Source organism: Enterobacter sp. B79-1 (assembly GCF_057444735.1).
The window spans coordinates 1,215,785-1,231,828 of the sequence record NZ_JBYAZJ010000001.1; the positions used below are offsets into that span (position 1 = coordinate 1,215,785).

Sequence of the window (16,044 nt, forward strand, 5' to 3'; positions counted from 1 at the left end):
AAAAGATACAAGCCCAAATTCCGTGTAGCTTATATCCCTTACGATACACTGAGCGCAAAGAGACGTCCTTCTCTTACACAATCGAAAAAATTTATAAAACAACTTGACCTGAATATTTAAATTATGAAAGCAAACTGCTGTGCACTGAACACCACTATTCCAGCAAATGAGAGATAAGGTCCGAAAGAAATAGTGAGGTTATTTTTATTTAAATGCGTTAACGCGAAATAACCGACAATACCGCTCAACGCAGCGATTAATTCCAGCGAGGGCAATGCCTGCCAGCCACACCAGGCACCCAGGGCCGCCAGTAGCTTAAAATCACCATATCCCAGCCCTTCCCGTCCGGTGGTCAGGCGAAACGCCCAGTACAGCAGCCAGAGAGACAGATAGCCCGCCACGGCGCCGAACAGCGCATCGCGTAGCGGCAGCATATGGTCAAATGCATGGAGCAATAATCCTGCCCACAGCAGGGGCTGCGTCAGGCAGTCCGGCAGCAGCTGGTGCCGCCAGTCGATCAGCGCAAGGGGCATTAAAAAGCTCACCAGCAGCCACAGGGAGAACAATGACTGAACGTCCGGCATACACCAGGCGGAGATGCCAAAAAACAGCGCGGAAAAAAGTTCGATTAAAAATATCCGCAGCGGGATGGCGGTGCCGCAGCGGCTACAGCGTCCGCGTAAAACAAGCCAGCTGACCAGCGGAATATTCTCCCAGGCGGCCAGCGCGTGCTGACACGCCGGGCAGTGCGAGGCCGGAAACAGCAAATTGCCTCCGACCTCTTCGTCCATCACCATGCCCGGTACGCGCTCGGCGACGACGCCCAGAAAGCTCCCCACAATACCGCCCAGGATCGCGCTCATCACCGGGAACCCCACCGGGTAAACGTCCCGCATCAGCGCGAAGGTGTTCATACGGTTTTGCTCCAGGTGAGCTGCACTTCGGCTTTTACGTCACTGAGATGATCGACCGGGGTGAGGCTCATTTTCTGCAATCTGACGCCTGCGGTCTGGTTAATTTCCCGCAGCCAGCTCTTTAATTCGTAAACGTTAACGCGACTGACCACAAAGGATAAAGTTTGCCCATCCTGACGCACATCCGTCAGTGACAAATTAATCTCATGCGCGCTATTCTCCACCACCGTGCGTGGATTATCCGTTTTGATAATCTGTACCTGCAGATGATTTTTATCTATTTCACTGCGCATCCAGTTCAGCGTCTCCTTTTGTCTGCTTAGCGTGGCTTTACTGTTTTGAATCATATTATCCAGCGGGATCACACCTGCGTAATAAACGGCCGCCCCTGCAAGGGCAACGGCAAACATTTTTATAAGAACTTTTTCCCTGACGCTGTAATTCTGGTAACGAGACTTAAGCTGCGCGATTCGCTCTTTCATTTATATTTCCCTGCGATCATGGCGGTATAAGGCGCAGCGGTGGAGACAGGCTGCAAGGTGAAATCAAAGTTTTCACCGGCCTGCTTCGCAAACGTCTGCAACGCGGTTTGGGTTTGCGCACTGACGCTCAGCGTCAGCGTATTCTGTTGAGCATCGTATTCCAGCAGATCGATCTCCATCGCCGGTACGGCCTGCCTGGCTTTCGCCAGTGCTTCAAGCTGCAAAAATACCCCTTTGGTCTGTTTCTTCATGTTTTGACCAAAGTGGTATTTGATGTTGGTCTGCTGGCGCATGCTGGGGAAATGGTGCTGATAAACCTGAACAATCTCCTGCTGAATGGCATTCTCCTGCTGAACGAGCATCCAGGCCATGGCGACGCGCGGGCCCAGCAGCAGGCCGATAGAGAGCAGGCCTGCTGCGACCATTGCCGCTTTGATGCCTTTCCAGGCTTTATCCGTGCCCGCTTTTGCACTGAATTCGCCGTGCATAATATTCACGCGGCAGGTTTGCCACTGCGGCTGAATCAGTACCAGCGGGTGCTGCCAGGGCTGCAGAAGGTCCACGTCAACCCCCTCAGGCTGCGCGCCGTAGCAGCACACCTCGCCCTCGCCCGCTTTTTGCATCAGCAGCGGCAGCAGGCTGGCCTCCATCTCCCCGGCGGTGTGAGGGGATAAACGCAGCCAGTAGCTTTCATCCTGTTTGACAAGCGTGCTTCCCCCTTCAGCCACCGGCAGCAGCCACGCATCCGGCAACGCCTGAATCACCTTCATTCCAGCGGCCTGAAAACGGGTTAACCATGCGCGCAGCAGGTCGGCATCAATCGCCACAGCATCGACCTCGGCGCCCTTTTTGTTGAGCACCGTCCAGTGAAGGTTATCCACGTCACCAATCAGCGTCTCTTCCGCCATCCACGAGAATGCCGTCGCCTGCGAGGCCACTTTCTTTGGCAGCGTAAAGTGGCGGAAAATCATGTTGCAGGCGGGCAGCAGCAAACAAACGCGGGCGGCCAGAGGATGGTCCACCAGCGCGTCCAGGCTCTCCAGCACCTCAACCTGCTCGCTGCCGGAGACACACCACATTATTTTCCCGCCCTCGCGGCTGTCGGGACGAACAAAAAGGACCTGTTTCATAGCGTTCTACTTTTCTTATTCAATCATTCGGTAACGACGTTGCCACGTCACGATCTCACCGGCTTCGTTATTCACCTGAAGCTGGCTCACCACGCGAAGCGTTAATTCATCGGTATTGCCGGTATAGTTCACGCGGAAATACCGGCTATTAATGGAGAGATAGTCGGCCACCTGTGGGAGGTCGTCCTTTAACTGAGGGAAGCTCTGCTCCAGCGCTTTGCTGAAGGTTTCCCTATTTTCCCAGCCGGTTTCAGGACGCGATTCAATCAGGCGAGCGGCATCATCTTCATTGAGTTTTCCGGGGAACAGGGCGGCCAGTAAGGCGGCCTGCTCCGGTTTAAGGGTGTTCACATCCACCTTGCTGGCGGAGTCCGGCAGCGCGCACAGCAGCTTGCTCACCTTCGGATAAGCGGCAGCCGGGAACGCAGGCAGCAGCTTGATCTCGGCAATGGTGCGCATCATCTGGTTCGCCGGTTGGCGGGCGGGCACCACGCCAGCCCAGGCATCGGTCTCTGCGCCTTCTTTGGCCGTCGTCGTGTCGCCATCGAGATAGTCCACCAGCTGCAGATACACCTCTTCCGCGTTGGTCTGGCTTAGGCCGCTCTCCGTCAGAAGCCGTTCAACAATCTGCTCTCTGCGGGGCTTTTCCGGCACCGTCGGGGCGTTTTGCCCCTGCGCAATTTTTTCGACCGCCAGCAGGTTATTGACGTTAAAGCAGTCCTGCGCGTCTTCCACCTGGCTGACCACCGTGTAGTCTTCACCCCGGGTTTCCAGCGGCTGATGCCAGTCGCCGTCGAGGGAGAGCGGTTTGCTTTCCCCGCTGGCGTCGGTCTGCAGCCGGTCTTTCACCACCTTTTCCTGCGCCTGCATCGCCCAGCGCAGCTGCTGCTGGCTTACCTGGTAATGCGTTTTTTGCAGGTTGCGGCAGAACTGCTGGCTGATTTTGGCGGCCAGCGCCGACATCATCACCAGCAGGATCAGCACCACCAGCAGCGCCACGCCTTTCTGTTTGCGTAATGCACTCATGATTTTGCTTCCGGTGCCGGTTGTGGCGCAGGCGCTGAGGCAGGCGCTGGTGTGGCCGCTTCAGGCATATCGCCCGGGGTCGTAAACACCCAGCGCCAGGTATCGCCGTTTTCCATGGTCAGCGTCAGCTCCACGCCGTCCGGCAGGTGCGCCGGGTCGTTCCAGCTTTTCTGCCAGCCCTGACGGTAAAAACGCCACTGGAGTGATTTCACCTCGCTGACAATTGGGACTTCATCGGGTTTGGCGTCCGCCGGGCCGTCAATCACCGGCCAGACGTCGCGATACAACCGCCCCGCCTCCAGCCGCCAGCGCACGCGCTCCAGCTGGACCGTTCCGCTCACGCCGTTCAGCGTGGTCAGCTCAAGCGCGTCGTCCACCTGACGAAACAGTTCCGGCTCGTTGCGCGGCGCGCGCGCCTGCAGCTGGTAGAAATCGCGCTCCATCAGGTTCCAGGCCCGCTGGAGCTGATTGAGCTTCGCCGCGCTGGCATCGGTGGCCGAACTGGTGCGCATCGCGCCGTCCAGAATTTGCCAGGCCAGGGTGCTGATCACCGCAAAGATGGTCAGCGCAATCATGATCTCCAGCAGGGTAAAACCGCGCTGGTGTCGGGTTCTCTTCACTGGCTCTCTCCCGGCCCAACGATCTGTAACGTGATGACCGGCTGGCTGTCGTCGCCCTCCGCATACACGCGGATGGCGTTAGCCCAGCCGCTGTCGGCGGTCTTGACCCGCTGCTTGCGCCAGTTCCAGCTGCGTCCGCCCATGATTTCCGTTCCCTGCTGCTCAGCATCCGGGAAGTCGGTTTTCGCGAGCTGCGCTTCTGCCAGCTGATTCTCAGCTACCCAGCTCGCCTGCAGCGTGTCGGCCAGCCCGTGGGTAAAACGCACATTCAGGGAGACCGAGTTCATCAGCGCCAGCGCGGCGGTGGAGAAGATCACCAGCGCGACCATGACCTCCAGCAGCGTCATTCCCGTTTGCTTTTTCTTTCCGTTAGCCATCGTTTTCTACCGATACCGGAGCCGCGCCCTGCGACACCACGCGGAAATGGTGCTGTTTGTCGTAGCTTTGCAGCGTCAGCGTGAAGCGGCTGATTTCACCGTCCGGCAAAAAGATCACCTGCGGCTCGGACGCCACCGTGGCGGCCAGACGCTGCGGCGAGAGCGAAACGTGCATCTCCTCAGGGAAATCGCCTTTGGTGGTAATACGGCCCGCGGTTAACGGCACCCAGCGGCGCTCGCCGTTTTTATCGTCGAGCGTCACCAGCAGATAGTTATCCGTGGTCATTACCAGCCCGACGATATTTCCGTCCATCACCGCACGGTCTGAACCATAATCAACGAGGGCTTTTAATTGCTGGCCAAATATATCCTCACCGCTGCGTGAAGGTATTGTTGACACCACCATCATGGCGCAGCTGGCAAATATCACCAGCGCCAGAATAATTTCCAGCAACGTAAAGCCGCGTTGATGTTTCATTATTTCTCTTTCTTATCCAGAGACCAGTTCGTAATATCATCAGCGGTATTGGCTTCACCGTCCGGACCGGCAGAGAAGATATCAACTGCACCGTGTTCGCCCGGGCTCACCAGGATATAATCCCCGCCCCACGGATCCTGCGGCAGGCGGCGAATATAGCCGTCGGCGCGGTAGCCGTTAGGGATCGGCGCGATTTCAGGTTTGGCCACCAGCGCCTGTAAACCCTGCTCGGTTGTCGGGTAACGGTGGTTATCCAGCTTGTACATATCCAGCGATCCTTCGAGCGCGACAATATCGCTGGTCGCTTTTTGCGTATCCGCTTTTTCCTTATTACCCATTAAGTTTGGCACCACCATACTGGCTAAAACGCCGAGAATAACGATGACCACCATTAATTCGAGCAACGTAAAGCCCGCCTGGCGAGCCAGGTGTTTTCTTTTTATAGCCATGATTTAACCTACCATATTATTAAGTTGCAGAAGCGGTTGTAATATTGACAGCACGATGAATAAAACAATGGTCGCCATGGAGACCACCAGCGCCGGCTCAAATACCGACAGCGTTAACGTAATGCGATGCTGTAATGCCGATTCCTGGTTTTCCGCCGCGCGGTCCATTAAATTGCCTAATTCGCCGCTCTCTTCGCCGGAGGCAATCATGTACAGCATGGTCGGCGGGAATAACTTTGCCTGCTCGAGTGCCGCGTAAAGCGATGCCCCCTGGCGCACGGTATCCGCCGCCTGCTCCAGCACCTGCCGGGCGTAGAGGTTTTCGATACCGTCCATCGCGATATACATCCCCTCCAGCAGCGGCACGCTGCTGGCCTGCAGAATGCTGAGGGTGCGGATATAGCGGGCGCTGTTGATGGCGCACACCAGCTTTTTAATCGGCGCGCCGTTCACCAGCCAGCGGTTCCAGCGAAAACGGTTTTTGGCATTTCTAAGCCAGGTTTTAAAACCGACAAACCCACCGCCCAGAAGCCCGACAATATAGATACCGTAGGCCTGCAGGAAATCGCTCACCGCAATCAGCGTGCGGGTGGTGATCGGCAGCTGCTGCTTCATGTGGGTGAACTGCTCGATCACCTGCGGCACCACCGCCACCAGCAGAATGCCGATCACCGCGATGGCCACCACCGTCAGGGTAATCGGGTAGACCATCGCCTGCGTCAGCTTGCTTTTCATCTTCTGGCGCTGCTCGTTGTATTCCGCCAGCTTCTCCAGCACGTCGCCCAGGTGGCCAGTCTTTTCACCGGCCATCACCAGCGTGCAGTAGAGCTTGTCGAAGGTGCGCGGGAACTGGCTAAAGGCGTCGAAGAGCGTATGCCCTTCCACTACCTTCTCGCGGATCTCCACCACCATCGTCGCCAGCTTTTTGTCTTCCGTCTGCTTCGAGATCGCCTTCAGCGCGCTCTCCAGCGGCAGCGCGGCGTTGACCAGCGTGGAGAGCTGACGGGTAAACATCGACAGCACCGGCGTGGAGAGCTTTGCCCCGGTTTTGGCTTTCCCGGACGCCGCCGCCTCGCGGGTTTCGGTGATGCTGACGGGCATCAGCTTTTGCTCGCGCAACATCTGGCGAACCTGCTTTTGCCCCTCGGCCTGCAAAGTGCCGCGCCGGGTTTTGCCCGCGACATCCGTCGCCGTCCAGGCGTAGAAGGCCATTACTCATCTCCCCCACGCTCGGCGGTGACGCGCATCACCTCTTCCAGCGAGGTTACGCCGCTAATCACCTTCAGCAGCCCGTTTTCGCGCAGGCTGTAGGCCTGCTTAAAGAGCTGCGTTTCGATGGACATCTCGTCCTTATCTTCATGAATGGCGCGGCGCATGGTGCTGTCCACCACCAGAAATTCATGAATACCTGCACGCCCCTGGTAGCCGCTCTGGCGGCAGTGCTCGCAGCCCACCGCGCGGTAAATCGCTTTGGGCGGCACGTCCATAAAGCTGAACAGCGCTTTTTCATTGGCGTCCAGCGGACTGGTGGTTCGGCAGTGGGTACACAGCCGACGCACCAGACGCTGGGCAATGACACCGAGCAACGATGAACCGATTAAAAAGGACTCCAGCCCCATATCGCGCAGACGGGTAATCGCCCCTGCGGCGCTGTTGGTGTGCAGCGTAGACATGACCAGGTGACCGGTGAGCGACGCCTGCACCGCAATTTGCGCGGTTTCGCCGTCGCGAATTTCCCCGATCATCACCACGTCCGGGTCCTGACGCAGAATGGCGCGCAGCCCGCGGGCAAAGGTCATGTCCACGCGCGGGTTAACCTGCGTCTGCCCCACCCCTTCCAGCTCGTATTCAATCGGGTCTTCCACGGTCAGGATGTTGCGTTCATGGCCGTTCAGCGCCGAGAGAATGGCGTACAGGGTGGTACTTTTACCGGAGCCCGTTGGCCCGGTGACCAGGATAATGCCGTGCGGGCGGTCAATCAGCCCTTTTAACTTCTCCAGCTCTTCATCAATCAGGCCCAGCTTGTTGATGTCGGGCTTCAGGTTGCTTTTATCGAGCAGACGCATCACCACGCGCTCGCCGTACTGGGACGGAATGGTCGACACGCGCACGTCGATCGCCTTGCGGCCAATGCGCAGGGAGATACGGCCATCCTGCGGCAGGCGCTTCTCGGCGATGTCGAGTTTTGACATGACCTTGATGCGCGACACCAGCAGCGGCGCCAGCTTGCGCGCCGGCTGCAGCACCGGGCGCAGCACGCCGTCAACGCGAAAGCGAATGCTCAGCGTGCGCTCGAAGGTTTCGATATGAATATCCGACGCGCCGTCTTTCACCGCCTCGCCGAGAATGGCGTTGATCAGGCGGATCACCGGGGAGTTTTCGTCGTTATCGAGCAGATCCTCGTTATCCGGGATCTCCTCGGTTAACGCCATCAGATCGATATCCGCGTCCATGTCGTCCACCAGCTGCTGCGACACGCCGCTGCTCTGCTGCCAGATCCTGGCAAGCAGTTCGTCAAAGGCTTCCGCCGTCAGGGTCACCGGGACGAACGCGCGTCCCAGCACCCGGCGCACCTCCAGCAGTGCCGTCGCTGGCGTTTCATCACGGATGTAGACGTCATTGTTATAAAACAGAACGCCGTTATCCTTTGCGTAGCTGCTGCTGCACAGCGCTTTACTCAGTTCGTCCACGTTGCCCCCTCCGCCTTAGTGTTTGAACGGATTACGCGATGCGCTGGTTTTCACCGGTGCGGCGCTGGCGTCGACGGGAAACGCGGGCAGTACCGCGTTATCCGCTGGCTCAATAATGCCGAGCTTTTTCTCTTCCACGCGCTGCTGCTGGCGGGCGCGGATCTGGTCATATTTCTCTTTTGACGCCGCGCTGTAGTTGTCGTCGTCACGCAGAACGGTGGTATGGATAAACACCATCAGGTTACGCTTGGACGAATCCTGCGAGGTGTAGCGGAACAGTTGGCCGACCAGCGGGATATCGCCCAGCAGTGGCACTTTGGAGACCGACTGCTTGGTGACGTTTTCCATCAGTCCGCCGAGCACCACCGTCTGCCCGCTGTGCACCATCACTTCGTTATTGATGGTGCGCGTGTTAAAGGTTGGGCCGAGGCTGGCGTCTTCCGTCGCGCTGTTGTCAACGCTGGAGACTTCCTGCTCAATCTTCAGGTGGATCATGTCGCCGTCGTTGATTTGCGGCACAATTTTCAGCTTGGTACCGACCGTCTTCCGCTCAACGGAGTTAAAGACGTTGTCCCCGCTGGTGGTCTGGGAGCCGGAGAGCACAGGCACGTCTTGACCGACGTTGAACGACGCCTCTTTGTTATCCAGCGTGACCACGCTTGGCGTGGAGAGAATGTCGTTTTTGCCGTCGGTAGAGAGCGCGGTCATCAGCGCCCCGAAATCGCCGTTAAAGAAGCCGGTCGCCAGGCCGGTGAAGCTCGCCCCCTTCATAGTGCCGTTCTTAATCTGGCTGATTGGCAGGCCGGTGGAGCCGAACTGCACGCCGCCGTGCTTGCCGGTCCACTGTACGCCGAGATCCAGACCGTTACCGTCCTGCACTTCAGCAATGATCGCCTCCACCAGCACCTGCGGACGGCGGATGTCGAGCTTGTCGATCACTTTCTCAAGCGAGTTCATCACGTTAGGCTGGGCGGTGATCACCAGCGAGTTGGTTGATTCGTCGGCGGTAATATTCAGATCCGTCGAGGCGCTCGCGGTTTTCGCTTTTGCGGTACCCGGCTTGTCCTTCAGCTGTTCGCCAATCCCTGTCAGCACCGGCACCACCTTCGTGGCGCTGGCAAATTTGAGGTAGAAGACGCGGGTATTCCCCTCGTTGTTCTGCTCGCGATCCAGCTGGTGGATCAGGGAGCGGGTACGCATGCGCGCATCTTCCGAACCGCTGATCACCAGGCTATTGGTTTCGTCATCTGCCACCACTTTGGTCGCCAGCTGCGGCGCGTTCTGCCCCTTCTGCTCTTCGTTGTTGAGGTTGTTCAACATGTCCGAGAGATCTTTAGCGGAGGCAAAGCGCAGCGGCACAATTTCGCGGCGTTGAATGCCGTCTTTATCGACGCGCTGCACCAGATCCACCAGGCGGTTCACCACCGAGGCTTTACCGGTCAACAGCAGCACGTTGGAGGGCTCGAAGTGCACCACGTTGCCGATACCGGTGGCATCGTTAAGCTGACGCAGCAGCGGGGCCAGTTCACGCACCGGCACGTTTTCCATGCGCACCACGCGGGTGATGATCTCATCGCCTTTGCCCGGGTTTTTGCTGTCGGCCAGCGGCGCGCCTGCGGTGCGGGCTACGCTTGAGCGCACCACTTTCACCATGCCGTTGTCCATCGGGATCACCGACAGGCCGTACAGATCCAGCACGCTCAGGAAGAACTGGTAGTACTCATCTTCCGTCAGCACGTTGTAGGTTCGCACCGACACAGAGCCCTGAACGGACGGGTCGACGAGAATGGTTTTGTTCAGATTGCGGCTCACCGTATCAATAAACTCGCGGATATCGGTATTTTTAAAGCTGGCGCTAAAGTTAGCTGCAAGCAGCGAACTGGAATATAACGACAATGCGGTCAGCGCCACGCACGCCCACGGAAATTTCTTCATGATGTACACTTGTTAATTGTTTAAAACATTAACCCGAATATTTTCAAGGTGAGCGTGCCGCCTGACGACGACCTCCGCCTCTTTCATTTTCGACCAGTTAGCGATGATATTTTTCGCCTGCGCTTCTTTCGTCATATCGACGTCGTTGACTTTCACTACCACATCGCCTTTTTTCAGCCCTGTATCGCTGTAAAAAGGAGACGCATTCCGTGGATTAATATTAAAGCCTTCCAGTTGGCCCTTTTCGATTAACGGCTTTAACACCAGATAATCATCCAGATGCACACTGTCCACGCCTGCATCTTTCGTCGATTTGGTCACCGGGCCGCTGTCAACGCCGCCTTTAAAATAATCAGGTTTATTTAACGCCAGTACCTGCGTAGCACCTTCGTAATTAACCACCACATTGTCTTTATTAATTTTCTGAATAAAAGCATCGTTAAAACCGATCAGCGGCTCGCCTTCACGGTAGCTCTTCTGGCCACCCGGCGTTTTGATAACGGCGAACGAAAGCCAGGCGTCATCGCTGCGAACAATGCCTTCTATTTCCGCTGCCAGCGGGACGTTTACCGCCGTTGCCGCGTTGTCCTGACGTACCGCTGCCGTGAAAAGGGTGAATGGCTTTTCGTCATGACGTTTTTTCAGCGGCTGCGCATCAGCATTAGCCAACTTATTCGTAACTTTTTTATAATCTTTAAACGTCAGATACCCTTGCTCGCCGCAAAAAATTAACAGCACAAACATAATGCAAGGCGTTACCCACCGTGACAGAAATGAGAACCTCATTTTTCATCTGGCCTTTAACAAAGCGAAAATAAGCAGCGTCGTGCTGCGCCAATATGTGAGCAAAGAGTAATTTCACGCTGTAAAAACGACCACTGACTTTGCCGCTAACTTTCATACCGAAAAATATTGACCGTATAAAATCCAGATGTTAGGCCTCACCGGCAGGATATTTTTACCCTGTGCGCAAATTGACCACCCTATAGCGTTGCTTTACTTTCTCGTCCTGTTGCTATTCCTAATCAGAGACGGTAAGTCGTTATGTATCAGAGCCACTTTAATTTTAAAAATCCGCCCTTTCGGAAAATAACCCGGTTATCCGGGGATTTTCTGGTGCCTTATCATCAGGACGTGTTCAACCTGCTGAAAGAGAAAACCCAACGGGCGGGAATTATCGGGCTCTTTTCCAACGATGCCCCGCTGCTGGGCCAGTTCAACAGTGCCCTGAAATCCGCTAATGCTGGCGTGCTTGCCATCAACGCGTTTCCAAAACTGAGTGCCAGTAGCCTGCTGTACAAACTCAATCCGGGAACGAAAGAGAGCAAGAGCCGGCTTCAGGCGGTGGATGCCGTTCTGCGTCAGTGGCAGGAGGGGAAAGCGAAAGCCAAAGTGCTGGTCATCGCCCATACTGAAGCGATGAAAGACAACTGCCGGGAAGTCCTGGCGATGTTGCTCACCCGCGCTCAGGAGCTGGATTTCCGGTTGTCCGTGGTGTTGATGGGCGCGGCGGATCAGGAAGCCATTCTGAAGCAGCAGCCTGAACTGCGTGAATACACGCACACACATCATGCCTTGCGTCCCCTGACCTGCCGCGAATTCCTGAGCTATGTTCAGGCGCAGTGTGAGGAGCACGGGTGCGAGACTTCGCCGTTAACGCCGGCGCGCGTGCGCAAGATGCATGCCCTGACCAAAGGGAGTATCAGCAAGCTGAACGAGCTGGCGCACCTGTCGCTGCTGGCCGCCTGGGCCGAACGGGCAAGACAGGTCAGCCCGCGTCATTTACGCCTGGCGGCAGGTGAGATCCTGCCCGCGAAAAAACACGGTAAGCGCCTGGCAACCGTGGGATTATTCGCGTCCGTGCTGTTCGCCGCCTGCGGCTGGTATTTAACGTCCTCTATTAGTGCAAGATTGCCGGTTCAACTGCCCGTTCCCGTTAGCTGGCAACACCCGACGCCAAAAGTACAGGCACCCGTGGTGCCGGTTATCGACAACGAAGTCGTTAATCAGCCGGATGCCATGCATCAGCTTTATCAGATGTGGGGGTATGACGCCTCGGCGGAAGATGCCCTGTGTCAAAACGCCGCGAAGGTGAACCTGATGTGTAAACAGGGGAACGCCTCGCCGGATGCGCTGGCACAGGAAGGCTATCCGTGGGTCAGTGAACTGAAAACCGGCAACCACCTTAATTACGCCGTGGTCGCACGCGTCGGGGAGACCTCTCTCGATCTGCTGATGAACAACCGTACCTGGCAGGTGAGCCGCAGCTGGTTTAATCAGCATGCGACCGGCAACTACACCCAACTGCACCGCCTGACGCCGGACGGCAAAGATGCCATCAGCGCCGCCAGCGATGCAAAAGACATGGGCTGGCTTGACCAGCAGCTGAGCGTGGCCCTTAACCAGCCGGAAATCCATGCCCAGACCTGGACGGCGGAGCTGATGAAACGCACACGAGAGTTCCAGCAAAAAATGCATCTGCACGTGGATGGCATTCCAGGGGAAGATACGCTGATGCAGTTAATGCGTGAAACCGATACCGCACCGAGCGTATTAATACAGGCCTCGCGTTCCACACCGGACGCGAAAAAGCAGGAGAAGCATTCCTGATGTCTACCATCTGTCTTGCTGCTCAGCGCAGCTACGTTTCCGGGGAAGCGGTCTGGTTTTCGTACCGCCTCCCCAGCCTGAGAAAAATCTTTGGCAACGCCTTTTTATGGACGTTGGGCCTGTGCGCCATGCTGATGGCGGGCCTGTACGCGCATACTTACTGGAGCCTGCGCCATCCTGCGCCGGAACCGGTAAAAGTGAGCGTCGCCAAACCGGAAACGCAGCTTTCGGATATGCATTATGTGTATGTGAGCAAACCGTTCCCGCATCCGCAGCCGGAACCTGTTCCCGTGCATACCGACGTCCCGGCCATGCAGGATTTGCCCATTAACAGCGATGATGCCGACTGGCAGCAGGCACCCGATGGCGCCGTTCCGCACGATACCTCGCGGGATACCTTGCCGGGAACCGAAGCGCACGATGCTGCGCCCGCCAGCGCAGGCAGCGATGATTCATCATTAACAGCGTTATTTAAGCAGGCGTTAAAAGAACAAGAGCAGGATTATTCCCAAGGCAAAATTCCCGCGCCGCCGGTTGACGAAACGCAGGAAAATCCTCAAAGCAGTATGCTACACGAAAATAAGGCGCGATCTCCCTTAAGTATTAAAGGAGACCGGCTGGAGTAATTAATATTTTTCTGGCAGAGCGTTGAGATTAAGAAGTCGACCTTTTTCCACCACGATATATTGGCCTTTCTTCAGGTCGGAGAGAATTTTAATAATGGTGCTGCGCGCCAGGTTGGTATATTCCTGGATGTAATCATAAATATTGATATCGCGCTGATGATGAACAATAAGCTCATTAATTTCGTACAAGAATTCACGCACAACAGAGTAAGCGCTGCGGGCAACCAGCACATCGTCACGTTTGCTCAGCATGCAGATGTACCAGGAGAGCACTTTGGTCAGTTCAGGCCATAAGTTGTTATCCGTCATCAACTGGGCGAAGGTCTCTTTCTTGATCGAGCGCACCAGGGTGTTGGCGCGAACGAGGCCGTACATATGGGTTGCGTTGTAGTACATCGAGGAGAGACCAAAAATACACTGGCCCGTAACCGTGAACATACACAGTTCGTCAGATTCGCGGCGGAATTCAACTTCACCGCTGACGATAATATGAATATATTGCGATTCAGACGTGGATATTTTCTGCCATTTCTTTAGGGTTTTTTCTTCAAAACCTGACGTTGCAGAAATAATGGCTTCCATTTCCTGTTGCGGACGTAATTTTTTTGCATAGATGCTTAACATTGTTATACCCGATTTAAGATGTAAAATTTAAAAGACGGAATTTAGGCGAACGGGCCCAAATCACGAAATATTTTCCTGATGAAAAAATGAAAGATAAAAATAAAATAAGCGCGTTTTAAATTTGCTTGCTTCATTACTTAGCAAGCTATGTGTCTATCTTAAATCCGGATACTTTTAAGTCAATTAACTAAAAGTGAATTGAGTTTGTACTTAAGATTAATCTTAACGAAAAAAGTCTAAATATACTCATTCGGGGGTAACCGAAGGATTACCCCTGCCCGTATTTTTCTAACAGTGCTTCTGCAATTGCCAGGGTTTCTACATCCGCGACGCCGTTCCACAGGTCAGGCCGGAAATGCATCTGGAACGCCGTGATGATGCGATTTTGCTGCGCCGGCGTGCTGTCAACCGGCACCTCATAGCCATACCGCGCCAGCAGATCGAGTAATGCACCGGTATCCACCTGCTGATAGCGCGGACGCCCGTTTATATAGAACGCGACGCGTGCCGGATCGGGCCATGCGCCAATGCCCTGCTGTGCCAGCTGCCGCCACGGGAAGAGCGGGCCGGGATCGTCTTTACGCTGCGGGGCGATGTCCGAATGGGCCACCACATTTTCAGGCCTGATGTTGTAGCGGGTGATAATGTCTTTGGCGAGCGGCACCAGCGCCGCAATTTGCGCAGGCTCAAAAGGGGTAAAGTGCTTAACGCCAGACGTTTTTTGCCAGCCACGGTTCTCCAGCTCAATCCCCACGGACGTATCGTTGATACGGTTGGTGCCGCGCCAGAAGCTGATCCCGGCATGCCACGCCAGTTCGCTTTCAGGCACCAGCTGCCAGATGCGCGGTTTGCCATCAGGAGCGGGAGGAATTGCCGGAATGAGATAATGGGAACTGACATTTTTGTCCGTTAAGGTCGCCAGCGAGCTGTCAAAATCATCCGCGGTATAGTGGATCACCAGCACCTTGATACGCGGGTAGGCCGCCTGCGCCTGGTGGCGGGTATCCAGCTCGTAGGCACCTTTATCAATAACGCCTTTTTCCGTGGCGCACCCTGCCAGCAGCAGCGCCAGCAGGAGTGTTGAAAGCGAACGCTTCATCGACGGGTTTTCACCGCCGTGCCGCTTACGCTCACCATCAGCATACTGGCGTCTTTACCGACCGTTTCGTAGTCAATATCAATGCCGACAACGGCATCAGCGCCCAGCGCTTTTGCCTGCTCGCCCAGTTCTTTAAAGGCAATTTCGCGGGCCTTGCGCAGCTCTTTCTCGTAAGCACCCGAGCGTCCGCCGACGATGTCGCGAATACCGGCAAAAAAGTCGCGGAAGATGTTGGCGCCCAGAATCGCTTCGCCCGTCACGACGCCGCAATACTCGGTAATTGGCTGCCCTTCCAGGGTTGGGGTGGTTGAAAACTGCATACTTTCTCTCCTTCTTTAGCGTTCAATGCCTTACCACCAGCATTATCGGTTCGTTACGCTATGATTGAAAGGATAGTTAATAAATAAGGAAATCAACATGCGCTACTCTGCTTTAACGCTTTTAGTGCCTTGCGCGCTGGTGCTCAGCGCGTGCACCACCCCGGTCACGCCAGCCTTTAAGGATATCGGTACCCGCAGCGGCCCCTGCATTGACGGTGGCCCGGATACCGTGGCGCAACAGTTCTATGATTATCGTATTCAGCATCGCGGTAACGATCTTACTGCCCTTCGTCCGTATTTGAGCGACGGTCTGGCCAAACTGCTGAATGATGCGACCCGCGATCCGCAGCATAACGCGCTGCTTCAGTCGGACCCGTTCTCCAGCCGCGCAACGCTGCCCGACAGCGCCGAGGTCGCGAGTGCTTCCACCATCCCAAACACCGATGCGCGAAATATCCCGCTGCGCGTGAAGCTGACCCAGGGCACCCAGTCCTGGCAGGATGAAGTGCTGATGATCCGCGAAGGCCAGTGCTGGGCCGTCGACGATGTACGCTACATCGGCGGCAGCGTTCATGCCCCGGCAGGCACGCTGCGACAGTCGATTGAGAACCGCTAACTCATCAGTAAAATAATTGTTAACCCCGTAAAATGTCCGGCATTTCTC

The 16,044-nt window shown here is 55.9% G+C and carries 18 protein-coding genes; 3 read left to right on the forward strand and 15 right to left on the reverse strand.

What is annotated here, in order from left to right:
- Window positions 1–116: 116 nt before the first annotated feature.
- From AC2T6E_RS05860 to gspC, 12 genes are read right to left on the reverse strand one after another with little or no spacing between them, the layout of a single operon-like run.
- Window positions 117–914 carry a prepilin peptidase gene (locus AC2T6E_RS05860; RefSeq protein ID WP_486690858.1) on the reverse strand — a complete coding sequence of 266 codons (798 nt, stop codon included), beginning with the start codon at window positions 912–914 and terminating at the stop codon, window positions 117–119.
- Complete coding sequence (gene gspM / locus AC2T6E_RS05865; RefSeq protein WP_126815640.1) at window positions 911–1,396, reverse strand: type II secretion system protein GspM; 486 nt, start codon at window positions 1,394–1,396, stop codon at window positions 911–913. The genes AC2T6E_RS05860 and gspM overlap by 4 nt, the downstream gene beginning before the upstream one ends.
- Window positions 1,393–2,526, reverse strand: a complete 1,134-nt coding sequence (gspL, locus tag AC2T6E_RS05870; RefSeq protein ID WP_486690861.1) for a type II secretion system protein GspL — start codon at window positions 2,524–2,526, stop codon at window positions 1,393–1,395. The genes gspM and gspL overlap by 4 nt, the downstream gene beginning before the upstream one ends.
- Window positions 2,527–2,541: 15 nt before the next feature.
- On the reverse strand, window positions 2,542–3,552 hold the full coding sequence (gene gspK, locus AC2T6E_RS05875) for a type II secretion system minor pseudopilin GspK (protein WP_148399760.1): 1,011 nt from the start codon (window positions 3,550–3,552) through the stop codon (window positions 2,542–2,544).
- Window positions 3,549–4,172 (reverse strand): type II secretion system minor pseudopilin GspJ, encoded by a 624-nt coding sequence (gene gspJ / locus AC2T6E_RS05880; protein WP_486690863.1) that lies wholly within the window; start codon window positions 4,170–4,172, stop codon window positions 3,549–3,551. The genes gspK and gspJ overlap by 4 nt, the downstream gene beginning before the upstream one ends.
- Window positions 4,169–4,549, reverse strand: coding sequence for a type II secretion system minor pseudopilin GspI (gspI, locus tag AC2T6E_RS05885; protein WP_032639022.1), 381 nt, complete (start codon window positions 4,547–4,549; stop codon window positions 4,169–4,171). The genes gspJ and gspI overlap by 4 nt, the downstream gene beginning before the upstream one ends.
- A complete protein-coding gene (gene gspH / locus AC2T6E_RS05890) occupies window positions 4,542–5,027 on the reverse strand; it encodes a type II secretion system minor pseudopilin GspH (protein WP_486690866.1) in 486 nt (161 codons plus the stop codon). The genes gspI and gspH overlap by 8 nt, the downstream gene beginning before the upstream one ends.
- Window positions 5,027–5,476 carry a type II secretion system major pseudopilin GspG gene (gene gspG / locus AC2T6E_RS05895; protein WP_486690868.1) on the reverse strand — a complete coding sequence of 150 codons (450 nt, stop codon included), beginning with the start codon at window positions 5,474–5,476 and terminating at the stop codon, window positions 5,027–5,029. Before gspG ends, gspH begins: the two co-directional genes overlap by 1 nt.
- Window positions 5,477–5,479: 3 nt before the next feature.
- On the reverse strand, window positions 5,480–6,688 hold the full coding sequence (gspF, locus tag AC2T6E_RS05900) for a type II secretion system inner membrane protein GspF (protein ID WP_486690870.1): 1,209 nt from the start codon (window positions 6,686–6,688) through the stop codon (window positions 5,480–5,482).
- Window positions 6,688–8,166: a type II secretion system ATPase GspE gene (gene gspE, locus AC2T6E_RS05905; protein WP_486690871.1), complete on the reverse strand. Its 1,479-nt coding sequence runs from the start codon at window positions 8,164–8,166 to the stop codon at window positions 6,688–6,690. Before gspE ends, gspF begins: the two co-directional genes overlap by 1 nt.
- A gap of 15 nt (window positions 8,167–8,181) precedes the next feature.
- The gene (gene gspD, locus AC2T6E_RS05910; protein WP_126815632.1) at window positions 8,182–10,101 is read right to left on the reverse strand and encodes a type II secretion system secretin GspD; all 1,920 of its coding nucleotides are present in this window, start codon (window positions 10,099–10,101) and stop codon (window positions 8,182–8,184) included.
- A gap of 12 nt (window positions 10,102–10,113) precedes the next feature.
- Window positions 10,114–10,845 carry a type II secretion system protein GspC gene (gene gspC, locus AC2T6E_RS05915; RefSeq protein ID WP_486690874.1) on the reverse strand — a complete coding sequence of 244 codons (732 nt, stop codon included), beginning with the start codon at window positions 10,843–10,845 and terminating at the stop codon, window positions 10,114–10,116.
- A 300-nt stretch (window positions 10,846–11,145) separates the two neighbouring features.
- Between gspC and AC2T6E_RS05920 the strand changes: the two genes are divergently transcribed.
- Both AC2T6E_RS05920 and AC2T6E_RS05925 read left to right on the forward strand, forming a co-directional pair.
- A complete protein-coding gene (locus tag AC2T6E_RS05920; RefSeq protein ID WP_486690876.1) occupies window positions 11,146–12,711 on the forward strand; it encodes an ExeA family protein in 1,566 nt (521 codons plus the stop codon).
- Window positions 12,711–13,337, forward strand: coding sequence for a hypothetical protein (locus AC2T6E_RS05925; RefSeq protein ID WP_486690878.1), 627 nt, complete (start codon window positions 12,711–12,713; stop codon window positions 13,335–13,337). The genes AC2T6E_RS05920 and AC2T6E_RS05925 overlap by 1 nt, the downstream gene beginning before the upstream one ends.
- Here AC2T6E_RS05925 and AC2T6E_RS05930 read toward each other — a convergent pair whose 3' ends face one another.
- The 3 genes from AC2T6E_RS05930 to AC2T6E_RS05940 all read right to left on the reverse strand — a co-directional run bounded on the left by AC2T6E_RS05930 (window position 13,338) and on the right by AC2T6E_RS05940 (window position 15,380).
- A complete protein-coding gene (locus AC2T6E_RS05930; RefSeq protein ID WP_108415963.1) occupies window positions 13,338–13,961 on the reverse strand; it encodes a helix-turn-helix domain-containing protein in 624 nt (207 codons plus the stop codon).
- A gap of 268 nt (window positions 13,962–14,229) precedes the next feature.
- Window positions 14,230–15,060 (reverse strand): N-acetylmuramoyl-L-alanine amidase, encoded by an 831-nt coding sequence (locus AC2T6E_RS05935; protein ID WP_108415962.1) that lies wholly within the window; start codon window positions 15,058–15,060, stop codon window positions 14,230–14,232.
- Entirely contained in the window at window positions 15,057–15,380 is a 324-nt protein-coding gene (locus tag AC2T6E_RS05940; RefSeq protein WP_006174327.1) for a heavy metal-binding domain-containing protein, read from the reverse strand. Before AC2T6E_RS05940 ends, AC2T6E_RS05935 begins: the two co-directional genes overlap by 4 nt.
- A 97-nt stretch (window positions 15,381–15,477) precedes the next feature.
- Between AC2T6E_RS05940 and AC2T6E_RS05945 the strand changes: the two genes are divergently transcribed.
- Complete coding sequence (locus AC2T6E_RS05945; RefSeq protein ID WP_010429096.1) at window positions 15,478–15,996, forward strand: lipoprotein; 519 nt, start codon at window positions 15,478–15,480, stop codon at window positions 15,994–15,996.
- The last annotated feature ends 48 nt before the right edge of the window (window positions 15,997–16,044 follow it).